Annotated in this window: 18 protein-coding genes; 13 read left to right on the top strand and 5 right to left on the bottom strand. The window is 76.6% G+C overall.

Annotation, left to right across the window (positions count from 1 at the left end; translation table 11 throughout):
- The first annotated feature begins 152 nt into the window (after positions 1-152).
- A complete protein-coding gene (locus ACI769_RS09635) occupies positions 153-1,919 on the top strand; it encodes a SpoIIE family protein phosphatase (protein ID WP_409141520.1) in 1,767 nt (588 codons plus the stop codon).
- Between the two features lie 10 nt (positions 1,920-1,929).
- Here ACI769_RS09635 and ACI769_RS09630 read toward each other — a convergent pair whose 3' ends face one another.
- Together ACI769_RS09630 and ACI769_RS09625 are read right to left on the bottom strand one after the other, a co-directional pair.
- Positions 1,930-2,709, bottom strand: a complete 780-nt coding sequence (locus ACI769_RS09630) for an MOSC domain-containing protein (protein WP_198285588.1) — start codon at positions 2,707-2,709, stop codon at positions 1,930-1,932.
- Between the two features lie 11 nt (positions 2,710-2,720).
- Positions 2,721-3,266, bottom strand: coding sequence for a carboxymuconolactone decarboxylase family protein (locus ACI769_RS09625; protein ID WP_043652824.1), 546 nt, complete (start codon positions 3,264-3,266; stop codon positions 2,721-2,723).
- Positions 3,267-3,396: 130 nt separating this feature from the next.
- Between ACI769_RS09625 and ACI769_RS09620 the strand changes: the two genes are divergently transcribed.
- A complete protein-coding gene (locus ACI769_RS09620) occupies positions 3,397-4,275 on the top strand; it encodes an AraC family transcriptional regulator (RefSeq protein WP_043652821.1) in 879 nt (292 codons plus the stop codon).
- Positions 4,276-4,335: 60 nt separating this feature from the next.
- Positions 4,336-4,968 (top strand): uridine kinase, encoded by a 633-nt coding sequence (locus ACI769_RS09615; protein ID WP_043652819.1) that lies wholly within the window; start codon positions 4,336-4,338, stop codon positions 4,966-4,968.
- 53 nt (positions 4,969-5,021) lie between these two features.
- On the opposite strand, the gene ACI769_RS09610 is transcribed toward ACI769_RS09615, so the two are convergent.
- Positions 5,022-5,504 (bottom strand): glutathione peroxidase, encoded by a 483-nt coding sequence (locus ACI769_RS09610; RefSeq protein WP_194521519.1) that lies wholly within the window; start codon positions 5,502-5,504, stop codon positions 5,022-5,024.
- 169 nt (positions 5,505-5,673) lie between these two features.
- On the opposite strand from ACI769_RS09610, the gene ACI769_RS09605 reads away from it, so the two are divergent.
- The 4 genes from ACI769_RS09605 to ACI769_RS09590 all read left to right on the top strand — a co-directional run bounded on the left by ACI769_RS09605 (position 5,674) and on the right by ACI769_RS09590 (position 8,205).
- A complete protein-coding gene (locus tag ACI769_RS09605; protein WP_021483806.1) occupies positions 5,674-5,832 on the top strand; it encodes a hypothetical protein in 159 nt (52 codons plus the stop codon).
- Between the two features lie 52 nt (positions 5,833-5,884).
- A complete protein-coding gene (locus tag ACI769_RS09600; RefSeq protein WP_409141519.1) occupies positions 5,885-6,496 on the top strand; it encodes a DUF6993 domain-containing protein in 612 nt (203 codons plus the stop codon).
- A gap of 150 nt (positions 6,497-6,646) precedes the next feature.
- A complete protein-coding gene (locus tag ACI769_RS09595; protein ID WP_085387013.1) occupies positions 6,647-7,432 on the top strand; it encodes an SDR family NAD(P)-dependent oxidoreductase in 786 nt (261 codons plus the stop codon).
- A 77-nt stretch (positions 7,433-7,509) separates the two neighbouring features.
- On the top strand, positions 7,510-8,205 hold the full coding sequence (locus tag ACI769_RS09590; protein WP_061268167.1) for a DNA alkylation repair protein: 696 nt from the start codon (positions 7,510-7,512) through the stop codon (positions 8,203-8,205).
- Between the two features lie 15 nt (positions 8,206-8,220).
- Here ACI769_RS09590 and ACI769_RS09585 read toward each other — a convergent pair whose 3' ends face one another.
- Positions 8,221-9,225 carry a lysostaphin resistance A-like protein gene (locus ACI769_RS09585; protein ID WP_409141518.1) on the bottom strand — a complete coding sequence of 335 codons (1,005 nt, stop codon included), beginning with the start codon at positions 9,223-9,225 and terminating at the stop codon, positions 8,221-8,223.
- 108 nt (positions 9,226-9,333) lie between these two features.
- Between ACI769_RS09585 and ACI769_RS09580 the strand changes: the two genes are divergently transcribed.
- The 6 genes from ACI769_RS09580 (at position 9,334) to ACI769_RS09555 (ending at position 17,031) form a co-directional block, all read left to right on the top strand.
- Positions 9,334-10,512: a sensor histidine kinase gene (locus ACI769_RS09580; protein ID WP_409141561.1), complete on the top strand. Its 1,179-nt coding sequence runs from the start codon at positions 9,334-9,336 to the stop codon at positions 10,510-10,512.
- Positions 10,509-11,183: a response regulator transcription factor gene (locus ACI769_RS09575; RefSeq protein WP_043652811.1), complete on the top strand. Its 675-nt coding sequence runs from the start codon at positions 10,509-10,511 to the stop codon at positions 11,181-11,183. The genes ACI769_RS09580 and ACI769_RS09575 overlap by 4 nt, the downstream gene beginning before the upstream one ends.
- A gap of 120 nt (positions 11,184-11,303) precedes the next feature.
- Complete coding sequence (locus ACI769_RS09570) at positions 11,304-12,458, top strand: N-acetylglucosamine kinase (RefSeq protein WP_409141517.1); 1,155 nt, start codon at positions 11,304-11,306, stop codon at positions 12,456-12,458.
- A complete protein-coding gene (locus tag ACI769_RS09565) occupies positions 12,455-13,342 on the top strand; it encodes a MurR/RpiR family transcriptional regulator (RefSeq protein ID WP_021482220.1) in 888 nt (295 codons plus the stop codon). The genes ACI769_RS09570 and ACI769_RS09565 overlap by 4 nt, the downstream gene beginning before the upstream one ends.
- The gene (locus tag ACI769_RS09560; RefSeq protein ID WP_409141516.1) at positions 13,339-16,272 is read left to right on the top strand and encodes an FAD-binding and (Fe-S)-binding domain-containing protein; all 2,934 of its coding nucleotides are present in this window, start codon (positions 13,339-13,341) and stop codon (positions 16,270-16,272) included. Before ACI769_RS09565 ends, ACI769_RS09560 begins: the two co-directional genes overlap by 4 nt.
- 138 nt (positions 16,273-16,410) lie before the next feature.
- Complete coding sequence (locus tag ACI769_RS09555; RefSeq protein WP_354804884.1) at positions 16,411-17,031, top strand: M15 family metallopeptidase; 621 nt, start codon at positions 16,411-16,413, stop codon at positions 17,029-17,031.
- A gap of 94 nt (positions 17,032-17,125) precedes the next feature.
- Here ACI769_RS09555 and ACI769_RS09550 read toward each other — a convergent pair whose 3' ends face one another.
- Positions 17,126-17,401 carry a type II toxin-antitoxin system Phd/YefM family antitoxin gene (locus tag ACI769_RS09550; RefSeq protein WP_085387017.1) on the bottom strand — a complete coding sequence of 92 codons (276 nt, stop codon included), beginning with the start codon at positions 17,399-17,401 and terminating at the stop codon, positions 17,126-17,128.
- Positions 17,402-17,438 lie beyond the last annotated feature (37 nt).

The following is a 17,438-nucleotide window of genomic DNA, read 5'->3' as shown; positions in this document are numbered from 1 at the left end:
ACGTGTCCATTCTGACCGCCGGGCGGTCGGGCACAACTGCGGCCGACGCACCGCCGCCCTCCCGGAGCGGGTCCTCACGGACGGTCGCGACGTGCGACAGTGTTCCGGGCGTTCGAGCACAGGACGCCCGCCGTCCGACCGTGAGGCGCCCCGTGGCCACCTCGACCTCCTCGTCCGACCCCCCGGCCGCCGCCCTGGCCGAGGCGGAGCGGCTCGCCGTCGCGCTCGAACGCCGGGCGATGTCCGCGAGCGATGTCTCGTTCACCATCGCCGACGCGCGCGCTCCCGGCATGCCGCTGGTGTGGGCCAACCCCGCGTTCACGGCGACGACCGGCTACACCGCGGACGAGGTGCTGGGGACGAACTGCCGGTTCCTCCAGGGTCTGGGCACCGACCGCGAGGCGGTCGCGAGGATCCGCGCCGCGGTCGACGACGGCAGCACGGTGGGCGAGACGCTGCTGAACTATCGCAAGGACGGCACGGCGTTCTGGAACCAGCTCACCATCTCGCCGGTCCACGACGACCACGGGACCCTCACTCACTTCGTCGGCGTCCAGGCGGACGTCACCACCCGGGTCGAGGCGGAGCGGTCCCGCGAGGCGGCTCTCGACGCGGCGATCTCCGCGAACCGTCGGCTGACCACGACGACGCGTCTCGTCGAGCGGCTGGGCGAGCTCCTCGACGTCGAGGACGTGCTGGCCGAGGCGGCGCACGCCGTGGCCGAGGTCTTCTCGGGCTGGGCGGTCGTCGTGACGTACCCGGACCGTCGCTCGCGCACCGACGTCGCGTCGCACGACCCGGCGCTCGCCGCTGCGGCAAGGCGCCTGTCCCGGACGCCCGGCTGGGCCGACCGGTCGCTCGCGGCGGTCGACGTGCTCGGGGGCGGCGCGCGGTTCGCGCGGCCGTTCGACGTCACGCCCGACCTCGTCTCGCCGCACGCGGACGAGGAGGAGCTCGCGGCCATGCGCGCGCTCGGGCTCGGCTCCGCTATGTCGGTGGGGCTGCGGGCCCGGGGCCGGGTCGTCGGCGTGCTCGCCGTCGTCAGCCCGCAGGCCGGGTTCTTCGGTGACGAGGACGCCGTGATGTTCGAGGACCTCGGGCACCGGATCGGCCTCCTGCTCGACAACGCGCGGCTCTACGAGCGGGAGCGCGACGCCGCGCACACCCTGCAGGAGCGGATGCTGCCTCGCCTCGCCCCGCTCGACGACCTCGACGTCGCCGTGGTCTACCGGCCCGCGGCCGGCGCGTCGGGCGCCGCGGTCGGCGGCGACTGGTTCGAGGCACTCGAGCTCCCCGGCGGCCGCGTGCTCCTCGTGGTGGGTGACGTCGTCGGGCACGACATGCACGCCGCGGCGGCGATGGGCCAGATCCGGTCGGCGCTGCTGAGCGTCGCCGCGGACGGCACGACGCCCGAGGAGGTCGTCGAGCGCCTGGACGGGCTCGTGAAGCGCTTCGGCCTCGCGGACGTCGCGACGTGCGTCGTCGCGACGCTCGGGCCGCCCGACGCGGACGGCGGGCGCGAGCTCGTCTACTGCCGGGCCGGCCACCCGCCGCCCCTGCTCCGCACGCCCGACGGCGCCGTCCGCCCGCTCGACGAGTCGCTCACCACGCCGATCGGGGTCGTCACGCCCCGGCCCGTCACGGCCGCCCGGCTGCGACCGCGTGCCGGGAGCGTGCTCGCGCTGTACACCGACGGCCTCGTGGAGTCCCGCGCCCGGGGCCAGCGCGAGGGCGTCGCGGAGCTCGCGCGGGCCCTCGGCCGCGCCCCGGCGGACGCGGACGCTGCCGCCGTCCGGGACCACCTGCTCGACCAGGCCGGGGGCCGCAGCGACGAGGACGACACGTGCCTGCTCGTCGTCCGCCTGCCGCGCGCGGACGAGGCCGCGGCGTCCGACGGCGGTGCGCCGCCCCACGCCTGAGCGGCGGGCGTTACGGACCCTCGGCGAGCGGCCCCCGCAGCCGCGCCCGGTCGTCCTCGGTCCCGCCCCGGAGCCGGCGCGCGAGCGTGTCGCGCCAGCGCGCGGGGAGCGTCGGGAGCGCGGCGAGCGCCGCGGCGGCCGGGAGGTCGTCGCGGTCGAGGTTCATCACGCGGTTGACCTCGCGCACCGTCGCGCTCCGGCGCGGCCGGTCGACGACGACGGCGGTCGTGCCCGACCGCACCGTGCCGGGCGTGAGCACGCGCAGGTACCAGCCCGTGCGACCCGACGTCTGGACCCGGTCCGGCAGGTCGACGAGGCCGTGGACCGCCGCGAGCTTGTAGCAGGGGCGGCGCGGCATGCTCACCTGGAGGGTCGCCGTCCCGAGCGTGAGCACGTCGCCCAGCAGCAGGTCGTCCTCGGTGAGCCCGCGCGTCAGGAGGTTCTCCCCGAACGCGCCGGGCGGGAGGTCCGCGCCGAGCTCGTCGCGCCACGCCGCGTAGTGCTCGACCGGGTACACGCACACCGCCTTCTCGGGGCCGCCGTGCACGCGCCGGTCGGCCTGCGCGTCGCCCTCCAGCCCTTCCGTCCCCACCGCGACGGGGCCGAGGCGCGGCCGCTTGCGGAACGCCGTCGGCACCTCGCGCCCGCGGTGGGCCACCGTGCCCACCCCGCCGGTGCGCACCTCCAGCACGACGGCGCTCGCGGGCCCCGGGGCCGGCACGGGGGAGCGCGGGTCGCCAGGTCGGGACGGTGCGGCGGGGCGGGACGGTGCGGCGGGGCGGGACGGCACGGTGGCTCCTCTCAGGCGGCGCGGCGCAGGCCGACGGCGGGGAAGTCGACGGGGACGTCGAGCGCCACGTTGACGTAGTTGGTGAACAGGTTGAGCGCGACGTGCGCGACGACCTCGACCACCTGCTCGTCGGTCCACCCCGCGTCGCGCACCGCCTGGACGTCCTGCGCGGTCACGTGACCGCGCTCGTCCACGAGGGCGAGCGCGAAGCGCAGCAGCGCCTCGACGCGCGGGTCGGACGCGGTGCCGTCCTGCGCGGCGGTGAGGTCGTCGCGCGCGACGCCGGCCTTGCGCCCGAGCGCGGTGTGGGCGGCGAGGCAGTACTCGCACGCGTTCCGGTTCGCGACGGCGACGGCGATCTGCTCGCCGACGGCCGCGCCGAGCGTGCCGGTGCCGAGGGCGCCGAACGCACCCCACATGCTCTGCAGGGCGGCGGGCGAGTTCGCGACCGCCCGGAACATCGCCGGGACGCCGCCGAACGCGGCACGGATCTGGTCGAGCCCGTCGGCGACGGGGCCGGTGGCGGACTCGGGGCTGAGGAGGGGGACACGGGACACGGGGATCTCCTCCGGGTGCGGGGACGCCGGTCCCGGGCGGGGCCGACGCAGTCCAGCCTGGTCGCTCGCGTCGGACGACGGGGAACGAATCGTCCTCGGAACGTGTCCGATCGTCTGGCATCCTGGGGTGATGGCTCCCGTCGACCGGCTCTCGCACCTGCTCGAGCGGTTCCGCGTGCGGACGCACCTCTTCCACACCGGGCCGCTGTGCGGCGTCACGACGTTCGACGCGCGGCCCGGGCGCGGGTTCCTGCACGTGCTCCGGCGGGGCGAGATGGACATGACCCACGTCGGCGCGGACGGCCGGGTCGAGCGCCGCAGCGTCGACCGCCCGAGCCTGCTCTTCTACCCGCGCCCGCTCGACCACGCGTTCCACAACGCACCCACCGCGGACTCCGACTTCGCGTGCGCGACGCTCGACGTCGAGGGCGGCGCCACCCACCCGCTCGTGCGCACGCTGCCGCCCGTGCTCGTGCTGCCGCTCGCCGACGTCGCGGGGCTCGAGCCCGCGCTCGACCTGCTCTTCCGCGAGATCGACGACGTCCGCTGCGGCCGTCGCGTCCTCGCCGACCGGCTCTTCGAGGTCGTGCTCGTGCAGCTCTTCCGGTGGATCCTCGACCACGCCGACGACCTCGCGCTCCCGCCGGGGCTGCTCCCCGGCCTCGCCGACGAGCGCCTCGCGCCCGTGCTCGTCGCGGTGCACGAGGCGCCGGGGGAGCCGTGGACGCTCGCGTCGATGGCGCGCGCGGCGCACCTGTCGCGGAGCGCGTTCGCGGCCCGGTTCACCGCCGTCGTCGGGCAGCCGCCCGGCGACTACGTGACCGGGTGGCGCCTCACCGTCGCGCAGGACCGGCTCCGGGCGGGCGCCTCGGTGAGCCGGACCGCGACCGAGCTCGGGTACGCGACGCCCGCCGCGTTCTCGCGCGCGTTCAGCCACCGGGTCGGCCGTTCGCCGCGCGCGTGGCTGGCCGAGCGCGCGGACCCGGTCGCGCCGCCCGTGGCATCCTGACGCGGTGCGGTCGAAGGGGCGGGTCGAACGGTGCGGGCCGAACCGAGGCGGGTCGAGCCGGTGCGCGTCGAGCCGCTGAGCGAGGACGTCCTCGTGGACCGGGTGGTCGAGCGCGTGCTCGCCGTCGGGCGTGAGCAGCCCCGGGCGGTCCGCCTCCTCGTCGACGGCCACCCCTCCACGCGGCCCGAGGACCTCGCGGATCGTCTGGTCGCGCCGCTGCGCGCGGCGGGTCGCCCGGTCGCGCGCGTGCGCGTGCAGGACTTCTGGCGTCCCGCGTCGCTGCGCCTCGAGCGCGGGCGCGAGGACCCCGACGCTCTTCTCGACGAGTGGGTCGACGTGGCCGGGCTCCGGCGCGAGGTGCTGGATGCCGTCGGGCCGGGTGGTACCGGCCGCTACCTGCCGAGCCTGCGCGACCCCGCGACGAGCCGGTCGACGCGCGCCGCGTACGTCGAGGCCGAGCCGGGCCTCGTCGTCGTGCTCGACGGCGCGCTCTGCCTGGGCCTCGGCCTCGCGCTCGACCTCACCGTGCACCTCGCCCTGCGCCCCGCGACGCTCGCGCGCCGCACCGCGCCCGACGCGGCGTGGACGCTCGCCGCCTACGGCCGGTACGCGCAGGAGGTCCGTCCCGAGGACGTGGCGGACGTCGTCGTGCGGGTCGACGACCCGCGGCACCCGGCGCTCGTCGTCCGCTGAGCGGCCGTGGCCGTGGCCGTGGCTGCGGGGGCGGCGGGCCGGAGCGGGCGCGGTCAGCGGGGGAGGTGCGTCTCGACGAGCTCGACGATCGCCGGGTCGTCGGGCAGGGTGCGCGGCCGGAACCGGTGCACCTCGCCGCCCGGCAGGACGAGGAACTTCTCGAAGTTCCACGTGACGCGCCCCGCCTTGCCGTCCGCGTCGGGCGTCTTCTTGAGCTCCGAGTAGAGCGGGTGCGCATGGCGGCCGTTGACGCGCACACGGTCCACCACGGGAAACGTCACGCCGTAGGTGAGCGAGCAGAACTCCTGGATCGCCTCGTTGCTGCCGAGCTCCTGGAGGAACTGGTTGCTGGGGAACCCGATCACGGTGAACCCGCGGTCGCGGTACTTCTCCTGCATCGCCTCGAGCGTCGCGTACTGCGGCGCGAGCCCGCACCGCGACGCGACGTTGACGACCAGCACGACGTCGTCCGCGTGCTCGCGCAGGGTGCGCGCCGTCCCGTCCATGGCGTCGAACGGGATGTCGTACAGGCTCATGGGACCTCCTCGGGCGAGGCGCCGGCGCGTCCGGGCCCGTCCCATCCTCGCACCGCGGGTGTGACGTCGTGCGGAACCCGTCCCCACCCCCGGTCGAGCGCGCGCGAGCCTGCCCGTGGCGTGCTGAAGTATGTGCGCGATGCCAGCAGCCGAGAGAAGGGACGCCTCCATGCGCCCGTGGACCCCGAAGACCGACATGGTGCGCCGGTTGTACGTCGCAGGCCGGGAGGCGACGAGCCCGGCCGAGGCGCTCCGGATGTCCCCGCAGGAGCTCGCGGAGGAGTTCGACCGCTGGCTCGAGGGCGTCCGCGCCGCGCGCGAGCAGTAGGAGCGGCGGAATCTCGGTGGCCTCCCGCGCCCGCGCGGGACAGACTCGGGGCATGACGACGCGGCTGCCGGACGACGGCCCGGGCCACGGACACGACGGGGGACCGGACGACGGCCCCGACACCACCTCGCCCGTGACCCGGGCGGTGGTCGGCGTGGTCGTGGGCATCGCGATCTTCGCGTTCGTCGGCGTCGTGGGGTACTTCGCCGTCGTGACGGTCGGGATGCGGTCGTGGGCCGACCAGCGGGGCGCCTCCGCCGAGCGGTCGGTCGCGAGCGCCCCGGCGAGCACCTCGGCCGGCGCCGGGACCGGGCGCGAGGCGACGCTCGACGCGTCGAACGAGGCGTACCGCCAGCGCCAGGGCACGCCCGAGCGCGACGCCGAGGCGGCCCGCTCGGTGCCCGCCGTCCGCGCCGCGCTCGACCCGGTCGCGGACGGCTCGGCGGTCGACGCCGACGAGGTCGCGGCGGCGCTCGCCGCCGCGGGGTTCGAGACCGTGCAGGTCGTGGGCACGACGGCGTCCGGCGAGGTCGCGACGACCGTCGGCGTGGGCGTCGCGGTGCCCGGCGGCTGCGTGTTCGGGGGCGTCGCGCCCGACGCCGTGACCCTCGAGGCCGGGGGTCCGATCGCGGACGGCGGCTGCCTGGAGATGCCGGCGCACTGACGCCCCTCGCACCGGGCGCCTGCGGCCGCGAGGCCCGGCCCGGGCGGTCCGGGAGGCCGCCGGGCGGGTCGATCTCGCGACCTGCGGCTCCACCTGGGTACGGTCAGCGGGGCGGGCGACGGAGCCCGCACGGCTGACGGAGGATGAGAGATGCGGATCGAGGGCGCGGTCGCGCTGGTGACGGGCGGGGCGTCGGGCCTCGGGCGCGCGACGGCGGAGGGCCTGGTGGCTGCCGGCGCGCGCGTCGTGCTCGCCGACCTCGCGTCGTCCGACGGCGCGGCGGTCGCCGAGGGCCTCGGCGACGCGGCGCGGTTCGTCCCCACGGACGTGACGAGCGAGGACGACGTCGCGCGGGCCCTGGACGCCGCCGACGCCCTGGGCGGGGCGCGCGTCGTCGTGAGCTGCGCCGGGATCGTGCTCGCGCAGCGGGTCCTCGGCCGGTCCGGGGTGCACGCGCTCGACGCGTTCCGCCGCGTGGTCGACGTCAACCTCGTCGGCACGTTCAACGTCGTCCGGCTCGCCGCGGAGCGCATGCTCGCCCTCGACCCGCTCGGTCCCGACGGCCCCGACCCCGACGGCGAGGAGCGCGGCGTCGTCGTGCAGACGGCGTCGGTCGCGGCGTTCGACGGCCAGGTCGGGCAGGCGGCCTACGCCGCGTCCAAGGCCGGGGTCGCCGGCCTCACGCTGCCGCTCGCGCGCGACCTCGCGCAGCACCGGATCCGCGTCATGACGATCGCGCCCGGGATCTTCCGCACCCCGATGATGGCGTCGCTCCCCGAGGCGGCGCAGGAGTCGCTCGGGGCGCAGGTGCCGCACCCGAGCCGGCTCGGGCGCCCGGAGGAGTACGCGCACCTCGTGCGCGCGATCGTGGAGAACCCGATGCTCAACGGCGAGGTGGTCCGCCTCGACGGCGCCATCCGCATGGCGCCGCGCTGAGCCGCAGGACCGCCGGGGGCACGGGCCGCCCGACGCACAGGACCCCGGGCACGCGCCCGGAGGAGAGGAGAGGGACGATGCCGCCGTACACGACGGCGACCGACTTCCGGGCCGACCTGCTCGCCCGCGCGACGGCGGCCCAGCGCCGCGCGTCCGCCCGGAGCTTCCCGGGCGACGGCACCGTCGCCGGGGTACGCATGGGCGACGTGTTCGTGCTCGCGAAGAACGCCCTCGACCTGCCGGTCGACCAGATCGAGCTGCTGCTCGAGGACCGGATCCACGAGGTGCGGGCCGGCGGGTGCTCGATCATGGGCAAGGCGGCGACCGCCCGGCGCGTGACGGTCGAGCGGCACGCGGAGCTCGTGGAGCTCTTCCTGCGCCGGCACGACCGCATCGACACGTGGGACCTCGTGGACCTCACCGCGTCCCAGGTGCTGGGGACGTGGCTGCTCGACCGCCCGCGCGACGTGCTCGACGACCTGGCGCGCGCGCCCGACTGGCCGCGCCGTCGCTCCGCCGTCGTCGCGACGGCGGCGTTCCTGCGCCGCGGCCAGGTCGACGACACGTTCCGGCTGTCGGCGATGCTGCTCGACGACCCGGAGCCGTACGTCCAGAAGGGCGTCGGCTGGATGCTCCGGCACGCGGGCGACGTCGAGCCCGAGCGGCTGCGGGCGTTCCTCGAGGAGCGGGCCGCCACGATGTCGCGCGACGTGCTGCGCGCCGCCGTCGAGAAGCTGCCGCCCGCGGAGCGCAAGGAGTGGCTCGCGCGCTGAGCGCCGGGGTCGCCCTCAGCCCCGGGACGGCATCCGGCCGCAGCAGGGCTCGAGGATCCGCAGCCCTTCGCGGCGGGAGAACCAGACCGTGAGCACGGCGGTGGCGCTGCCGAGGAGCGCGAGGTCGACGAGCAGCACGAGCGGCTCGATCGCGCCCTGCTCCATCGACGAGGCGCTGAAGGGCGCGAGGAGGAACAGGAAGAGGTTGTTGGCGACGTGCACAAGCACGGCCAGCTCGAGCCCGCCCGTCTTCCAGACGAGGAACCCGGTGCAGAGCGCGAACGCCGCGATGCCGATCTGCCCCACCCCGTCGTACCCGTGGCCGACGACGAAGAACGGGACCGGCAGGACGATCCCCCACACCGGCGAGCGCAGCCAGGTGCCGAGCATCTGCTGGGGCAGGCCGCGGAACGCGTACTCCTCGGCGGCGCACTGCAGCGGCCCGAGGAGGAGGATGCACCCCAGGCTCACCAGCAGGGCCGGGGTCACGGCGGGGGTCGCGAGGTCCGACGGCGGCCGGAGCAGGAACCCGCCCACGGTGACGACGCCGTAGAGCGGCACGACGAGCGGCACCGCGCTGCCGACGAGCCCCCACCGGAACCGTCCGGTGACCGAGTGGATCGTGCCGCGGCGCCGACCGCCCCAGCGCACGCCGAGCACGACGGCGGGCAGCAGGAGCGCGATGAGCCCGAGGCCGATCGCCCAGTCCAGCGGGTTGAGCGGGTCGGAGAAGTCGTCGGACGGCGTCGGCAGCCCGGGCCGGTAGGGCACCAGCACGGCGTAGGCGACCGCGACGACGGCGACCGGGGCGAGGAAGGCGAGGTAGAGGAGCGCCGTCGCGCCGAACGTGGTGAGCGGGCTCCACCACCGTGCGGGGCGAAGGTCGACGCGGGCCGCCCGGTGGTAGGCGAAGGTGGTCGCGGTCGTGCTGTCGAGCGTGGGCTGGGACACGGGACCGAAGAGCGGCGGGCCGGGCACGGGTGCCGTCGGGACGGGGCTCTCGTCGAGCGAGGGGTGCATGCGTCGAGCCTGGTCGGGCGGCTCGGGCCGCGGTATCGGTCATCGGTCTGATTTCCCGTCCTCAGCCGGGGCGCCGGGCTCGTCGGTGCCTACAGTGCTCCGGTGAGCATGTTCGCGCAGCGCCCGGCGTGGCGTCGGGTCCTCCGCGAGACCGGCCTCCTGGCCGCGGTCGCCCTGTCGGGTGCCCTGCTGTTCCTCGGCAACTTCGCGCTCAGCGTCGACACGCCGGGAGCGCAGGACGACCCCGTGCGGTTCGCCGCGCTCCTGTTCCTCGACCTCGCGTTCGGGGTCGCCGCGTGGGTCGTCGTGCTCTGGCGCCGCAGCGCGCCCTTCCTCGTCGCCCTGCTGCTCGCCGTGCTCGCCGTCGTCTCGACCGCGGCGGTGCCGGCGGCCCTCTTCGCGTTCGGGTCGCTCGCCACCCGGCGCCGGCTGCGCGAGCTGGCGCCGGTCGCGGCGGTCTGGCTCGTCGGCGTCCTGACGGTGGCCGCCCTGGGGATCGACCTGGTCGGCGTCGCGCTGCCGTGGTGGGAGGTGGTGGCCGCGGTGGGCGCGACCGCGGTCGTCCTCGCCGTCGCGCTCGCCGCGGGCCTCGCGGTCGGCGCGCGGCGGGACCTCGTCGCCGCGCTGCACGAGCGGGTCCGGCTGACCGCGGAGGAGCAGCGCCTCGGCGAGGAGCGAGCTCGCCACCAGGAGCGCACGCAGATCGCCCGGGAGATGCACGACGCCCTCGCCCACCGCCTCTCGGTGACCGCGATGCACGCGAGCGTCCTGCGGCACCGGACGGACCTCGACGCCGCGGACCGGGACGAGGCCGTCGCCGCCCTGCACGACAGCAGCCGTCAGGCGCTCGCCGACCTGCGCGAGCTCCTCACCTACGCGCGGGGCCCGAGCCGGTCGGACGACGACCGGCCCCAGCCGACCCTGGACCGGCTCGACGAGCTCGTGGCCGAGACGCCGCTCGCCCGGACGGACTGCGCCGTCGACCTCGAGCGCCTGCCCCCGACCGTCAGCCGGCACTCGTTCCGGATCGTCCAGGAGTGCCTGACCAACGCCCGGCGGCACGCCCCCGGGCAGCGCGTCGACGTCGCCATCAGCGGCGCTCCCGGCCGTGAGCTGGCCATCGTGGTGCGCAACGCTCTCGCGGGGCCGCGGCAGGGTGCGCCCCGACCGGGCCTCGGCGTCATCGGGATGCAGGAACGGGCGCGGGCCGTGGGCGGGTCCGTCAGCGTCCGCCCGGGCGTCGACGAGCACGTGGTGTCGGTGACGATCCCCTGGCCCGCCGCGTGAGCCGCCCGTCGCCCGACGTCGTCCGGGTGGTCACCGTCGACGACCAGCCGGAGGTCCGCTCGGCGCTGCGCCTGATGCTCGGTGGCGAGCCCGACATCGCCGTGGTGGGCGAGGCGGTCGACGGGGACCACGCGCGCGACGTCATCGAGGCCTGCCGGCCGGACGTCGTGCTCATGGACCTGCGCATGCCACGCTGCGACGGGCTGGTCGCGACGGCGCGCGAGACCGCGCTCCGGCCGGAGACGGCGATCATCGTCCTGACGACCTTCGACACGGACCACCACGTCGTGCGCGCCCTGCGTGCCGGGGCGTGCGGGTTCCTCCTCAAGGACGCGCCGCCCGACGAGCTCGCCCACGCCGTCCGCGCGGCGGCCCAGGGGCGGCCCGTCCTCGCGCCCGCGGTGCTGCGGCGGGTGATGACGCTCGCCGCCGAGAACACCCGACCGCCGGACAGCGCCGCGGTCGACGCCCTCGCGACGCTCTCCCCGCGCGAGCGCGAGATCGCGCGCGCCCTCGCCCGGGGGATGTCGAACGCGGAGATCTGCGCGGCGCTGTTCATCTCGCTCGCCACCGTGAAGACGCACGTCAGCCGGGTGATCGCCAAGCTCGGCGTGGAGTCGCGCACCCAGGTCGCCGCCCTCGTGCTGCGGAACGACCCGGAGCACGGATGACCGCGGCGGGGGTTCCCGCGGCGGGCCGGGCGGCGTACGGTGAGCGCACGCGGCCCGGACATCCTGGCAAGAATCTCCCTTTTGACTCTCTGCTGTGAAACTTTGTGCCACACTGGCCCCGTGAGCAGCAGCACGCCCGGGGGGCCGTGGGTCGTCGGGCTCGACGTCGGGGGGTCGGGGAGCCGCCTCCTCGCCCGTCGCCTGCCCGCTGCGGCGGGCTCCGGTGCGAAAGCGGACGACGTCGCGCTGACCGGCCGACCGGTCGCGATCGGGCCCACGGGGAGCGACGCCGCGGACGTCGTGCGCGACCTCCTCGACCGGCTCCGGGACGCGGTCCCCACCCTCGCCGCGGACGGCGTCGCCGCTGCCGCGGTCGGTGCGACCGGCCTCGCGTCCCTCGTGCGCGATCCCGCCGAGCTGCACGCCGCGCTGCGCACGGGCCTGCCTCCCGCCGAAGGTCTCGGGGTCGACGGCGACCCGTCCGTCCGGCCCGGCCCGCGTACCGCCGTCGCGGCCGACGCGCTCACCGCGCACCTCGGCGCGCTGGGTGGCCGTCCCGGCGCCGTCGTGGCGGTCGGGACGGGGGCGATCGCGCTCGGCACCGACCTGCGGACCGTGTGGCACCGCGTCGACGGGTGGGGCCACCTGCTCGGCGACCTGGGCTCCGGGTCGTGGATCGGCGCGCAGGGGCTGCGTGCCGCGGTCGCCGCGCACGACGGCCGCGACTCCGGCGGTTCGGCGGCGCTGCTCGCCGCCGCCGTCGCGCGGTTCGGCCCGGTGCCGTCGTGGCCCGGGCAGCTCTACACGCGCCCCGACCGCGCCCAGGTGCTCGCGTCGTTCACGCCCGACGTCGCGGCCGCCGCCCGTGCCGACGACCCCGTCGCGCGGCAGGTCCTCGCGGGCGCCGGGACCCACCTCGCGACGACGCTCGCCGCCGCGCTCGTCGACGGCGTCCCGCCGCTCGCCGCCGCGACCGGCGGGGTGCTGGGGATCGGCCCGCTCCTCACCGACGCGTTCCGGGCGCGGCTCGCCGTGCTGCGGCCGGACGTCGCGCTCGTCGACCCTGCGGGCACGCCGCTCGACGGCGCGCTGCACCTCGCCGCGCGCCTCGCGACCGAGCCGGGCTCCGTCGTCGAGCACGCGCCCTGGCTCACGCTCGGCGACCACGCCGCGCCACCGACCGCCGCACCACCGACCGCCGCGCCACCGACCGCCCTGCCGCCGGGCGCGCCCGGCACCGCCCCGCACCCGACCACCGCCGAGGAGACTCCATGACCGCCGACGGCCTCGTCCGCATCCGCCAGGCCCTGCCGAGCCTGCGGCCCGCCGAGGCGCGCATCGCCGAGGCCGTGCTCGCCGACCCGGCGGCCGTCGTGGGCAAGACGATCACGGAGCTCGCCGCGCTCGTCGGGACGTCGCAGGCGACGGTCGTGCGGTTCTGCCGCGCGGTCGGGTACGCCGGGTACCCGGAGTTCCGCATCGACCTCGCGCAGGCGACGAGCCGCCGCGCCGTCGAGCAGGAGCGCGCGAACGTCGCGCACGGCGAGATCGACCCCGACGACACGCTGCACGACGTCGTCACGAAGATCGCGTTCCACGAGGCGCGCACCATCGAGGAGACGGCGCGCATGCTCGACCTCGACGCGCTGGAGCAGGTCACCGCCGCGGTCGCGCAGGCGACGCGGATCGACCTGTTCGGTGTCGGGTCGAGCGGGCTCACGGCGCAGGACCTCGCGCAGAAGCTCCAGCGCATCGGGCTGCTGTGCTTCGCGTCGCCGGACCCGCACGTCCAGCTCCAGTCCGCCGCGCTCCTGGCCGAGGGCGCCGTCGCCGTCGGCGTCTCGCACAGCGGGCTCACCGTCGAGACGAACGACGCCCTGCGCATCGCGCGCGACCGCGGCGCGACGACCGTCGCCGTGACGAACTTCCCCGAGTCGCCGCTCGTCGAGCACGCGGACCTCGTGCTCACCACGACGGCGCGCGAGACGCAGTTCCGGTCCGGCGCCCTGTCGAGCCGCATCGCGCAGCTCGCGCTCGTCGACTTCCTGTTCGTGCGCGTCGCGCAGCGCCTGTACGACCGCACGACCGCGAACCTGCGCGCGACGTACGAGGCCGTGCAGCCCCACCGCCTCGGCTACGACCGCCGGACGCGCCCGTGACCGCCGTCGAGACGCCCGGCCTCGAGCTGCGCACGGACCTCCTGACGCGGGTCGCGCAGGCGCACGACGCGTCGCACTACCTCCTGCGGCCCGAGGTCGTCGTGCGCGCGCACGACCGCGACGGCGTCGTCGCCGCGATGCGCGAGGCGTCCCGCCGCGGGCTGCCGGTGACGTTCCGCTCCGGCGGCACGAGCCTGTCCGGCCAGGCGTCGGGCGCGGGCGTGCTCGTCGACACGCGCACGCGCTTCACCCGGGTCGAGGTGCTCGACGGCGGCGAGCGCGTGCGCTGCGAGCCCGGCGCGACGCTGCGGCTCGTCAACGCGCACCTGCTGCGGCACGGGCGCCGGCTCGGCCCGGACCCGGCGAGCGAGATCGCGTGCACGATCGGCGGGGTCGTGGCGAACAACTCGTCGGGCATGTCGTCGGGGACGGCGCGGACCGCGTACCGGACGGTCGAGGCGATGACGGTCGTGCTCGCGAGCGGGACGGTCGTCGACACGGGCGCGCCCGACGCCGACGCGCGCCTGCGCGCCGCCGAGCCCGCGATCCACCGCGGTCTCGCGGAGCTGCGCGACCGCGTGCGGGGCAGCGCGGCGGCGCGCGCGGAGATCGAGCGCCAGTTCTCGATGAAGAACACGATGGGCTACTCCGTCAACGCGTTCCTCGACCACGACGAGCCCGTGAAGATCCTCGAGCACCTGCTCGTCGGGAGCGAGGGCACGCTCGGCTGGGTCGCCGACGTGACGTTCCGGACGGTGCCGCTCCTCGCGCACGCCGCGACGACCCTCCTCGTGCTCGACTCGCTCGAGCACGCGACGGACGCGCTCGTGCCGCTCGTCGCGTCGGGCGCGGAGGCGATCGAGCTGCTCGACGCGGCGTCGCTCCGCGTGGCCGCGGCGGACCCGGCCGCCGACCCCTCGATGCGCTCGCTCGCCTCCGGGGCGGGGATCCACCGGCAGACCGCGCTCCTCGTGGAGTACCGGGCCGCGACCCCCGAGGGCCTCGCGCCCTTCCAGGAGGCGGCGCGCGACGTCGTCGGCTCGCTCGCCGGCTCCCTCGCCGTCCCCGCCACGGTGACGACCGACGCCGCGACGCGCGAGCGCCTGTGGCGCGTGCGCAAGGGCCTGTACACCGCCGTCGCGGGCGCGCGGCCCGCGGGCAGCACCGCGCTGCTCGAGGACGTGGCCGTCCCCGTCGCCGACCTCACCGCGACGGTGCGCGACCTCGGCGCGCTCTTCGAGCGCCGGGGCTACGGCGACGCGGTGACGTTCGGGCACGCCAAGGACGGCAACCTGCACTTCATGATCACGCCGCGCCTCGGCGACCGCGCCGAGCTCGACCGGTACGCGGCGTTCAGCGACGACCTCGTCGACCTCGTGCTCGGCCACGGCGGCACGCTCAAGGCCGAGCACGGCACCGGCCGCATCATGGCGCCGTTCGTGCGGCGCCAGTACGGCGACGAGCTCTACGCCGTCATGCGCGAGGTCAAGCGGCTGCTCGACCCGCACGGCCTGCTCAACCCGGGCGTCGTGCTCACCGACGACGACCACGAGCACCTGCGCAACCTCAAGGTCGAGTCGTCGGCGGGCGGGGACGACGCGGCGCTCGTCGACCGCTGCGTCGAGTGCGGGTACTGCGAGCCGGGCTGCCCGTCGCGCACCGTGACGACCACGCCGCGCCAGCGGATCGCGCTGCTCAAGGAGATGGCCGCCGCGCCGCCAGCGGAGCGCCGTGAGCTCGAGCGGCAGTACGCCTACCAGGGCGTCGCGACGTGCGCCGCGGACTCGCTGTGCGTCGAGGCGTGCCCCGTGGGCATCGACACGGGCGTCGTCATGAAGGGCCACCGCGCGCGCTCACAGCCGCGGCTCGTGCAGCGCGGGGGAGCGGCCGCCGCCGAGCACTGGGGGACCGTGGTCACGGGCCTGCGCGCCGCGCTCGGCGTCGTCGAAGCGCTCCCGACGCCGCTCGTGCGCGTCGCGTCCGACGTCGCCCGCGGGGTCGTCGGGACGGACGTCGTGCCGCGCGTCGACGCCGACCTGCCCGGCCCGGGGCCGCGCCGCGGGACCACGGCCGTCGTGCCCGACGGCGGCGACGCCTCCGCGCGCGCGGTGCTGTTCGCGTCGTGCATGGGCGAGCTCTTCGCGCCCGCCGGGGCCGGCCTGCCCGCGGGCGCGTGCGGCGGGGACGGCGCGAGCCGCCCGGTCGGGGCCGAGGCCGCGTTCCGGGCGCTGTGCGAGCGGGCGGGCGTGGGGCTCGTGGTCCCCGACGGGATCGGCGGCCTGTGCTGCGGCACCCCGTGGTCGTCGAAGGGCCTGCCCGACGGCGCGGCCGCCATGGCCCGCAAGGTCGTGGACGCGCTGTGGGTCGCCACGCGCGAGGGCGAGCTGCCGGTCGTGTGCGACGCATCGAGCTGCACGCACGGCCTCGTCGAGACGGCGCGCCACCTCACCGGGACGGACCCGCGCGACGAGCGGGCGCGCGACCGGTTCGCCCGCCTGCGGGTCGTCGACGCCGTGACGTTCGTGCGCACCGACGTGCTGCCCGGCCTCGCGGCCCGCGGGGTCGACGTCGCGCGGGCGGGGGACGTCGTCGTGCACCCGACGTGCGCGACCGTGCACCTGGGCGCCGTGGACGACCTGCGGGCCGTGGCGGAGGCCGTCGCCGAGCGCGCCACCGTGCCGACGGCCTGGGGCTGCTGCGGGTTCGCGGGCGACCGGGGGATGCTGCACCCCGAGCTCACCGCGGGCGCGACGCGCGCCGAGGCGGACGAGGTCGCGCACCGCGCCGGCAGGCTCCCCGAGGGTCGCTTCGACGCGTACGTGTCGAGCAACCGGACGTGCGAGATGGGCATGTCCCGCGCCACGGGCGAGGACTACGTCCACGTGCTCGAGCTCCTCGAGGCGGCCACGCGCCCCGGCGCGGCCGTCTGACCCCCGCGCGGTCGAGCCGGGAGCGGGCGCTCGGCGCGGTCGCTGCGACGCGGGGAGGCGGCAGACCGCTCGTCGCGGTGCATAGGGAGTGCTGACCGGTGGACGCCACCGCCGGCACGCTCCCAGGAGGACGACCGGATGGACGGCATCACCGCGATCGCGCAGCGGGTGGCTGCCATCGAGGCGACCCTCAGTCCCGCCCGCGCCGTCGACGTCCGTGCTGTCGATCCCGGTGCGGCGCAGGCGGTCGCGACCGGCTCCGGCGCGCGCTTCGACGAGCTCCTCAGCACGGTGCTGGCGGGCTCGACCGGCACCGGCAGCACCCCGGTGGCGGGCGCGACCGGTCCGGACCGGACGCGCACGGTCGACGGCGTCCCCGGCGACCTCGCGGCCTACGGCAACGGGAAGATCCCCCGGACCGCCCTGCAGGAGGTCGGCACGACCGGCCACCGCCTCTGGGCGCCCGCGGGCCAGGCGCTCGAGGGCCTGCTCGCCGAGGCGGCGCGCGACGGCGTCCGCATCGGCATCACGGACTCCTACCGGTCCTACGACGCGCAGGTCGACGTCGCCGCGCGCAAGGGCCTGTACTCCCAGGGCGGGCTCGCCGCCGAGCCGGGGACCAGCCCGCACGGCTGGGGCATCGCGGTCGACCTCGACCTGGACGACCGGGCCCAGGCGTGGATGCGCACCAACGGCGGCCGCTTCGGCTTCGTCGAGGACACCCCGCGCGAACCGTGGCACTGGGTGTACCGGTCCTGACCACCGCGGTCGCGACCTTGTGCGGTAGGCGTCGCAACAACCGCTCGGCCGCGGTCGCGACCTCGAGCCGCCACGCTGGGGGTCTGGTCGGCGGTCACCGGGCCGGCAGCCCCGACCGTGCTCGCAGGTCGTCACCGGACGTCGTCGCGCCCTCGGCGGCGGCGCGACGGGCCCCGTCGACGTCGTCGAGCACGCAGGGCTCGGACAGCCAGAACAGCGTCTCGCGCAGCGACTCGAGGTAGTCCCCGGCCATCAGCACCGCGGCACCGCGCCCCTGCCGGGTGATCCGCACGATCTGGAGCTCTCGCTCGGCCTCGTCCACCAGGGCCGACAGCCTGTCCCTCGCCTCGCTGAGAGCTACCGACTTCATGCGCTCATACTGTCCGGACTACGAGCCTGTGAATAGC

It is taken from the genome of Cellulosimicrobium sp. RS, from assembly GCF_046159675.1.
Classification (GTDB): Bacteria; Actinomycetota; Actinomycetes; order Actinomycetales; family Cellulomonadaceae; genus Cellulosimicrobium; species Cellulosimicrobium funkei.
This window is presented reverse-complemented; position numbering and strand designations above follow the sequence as displayed.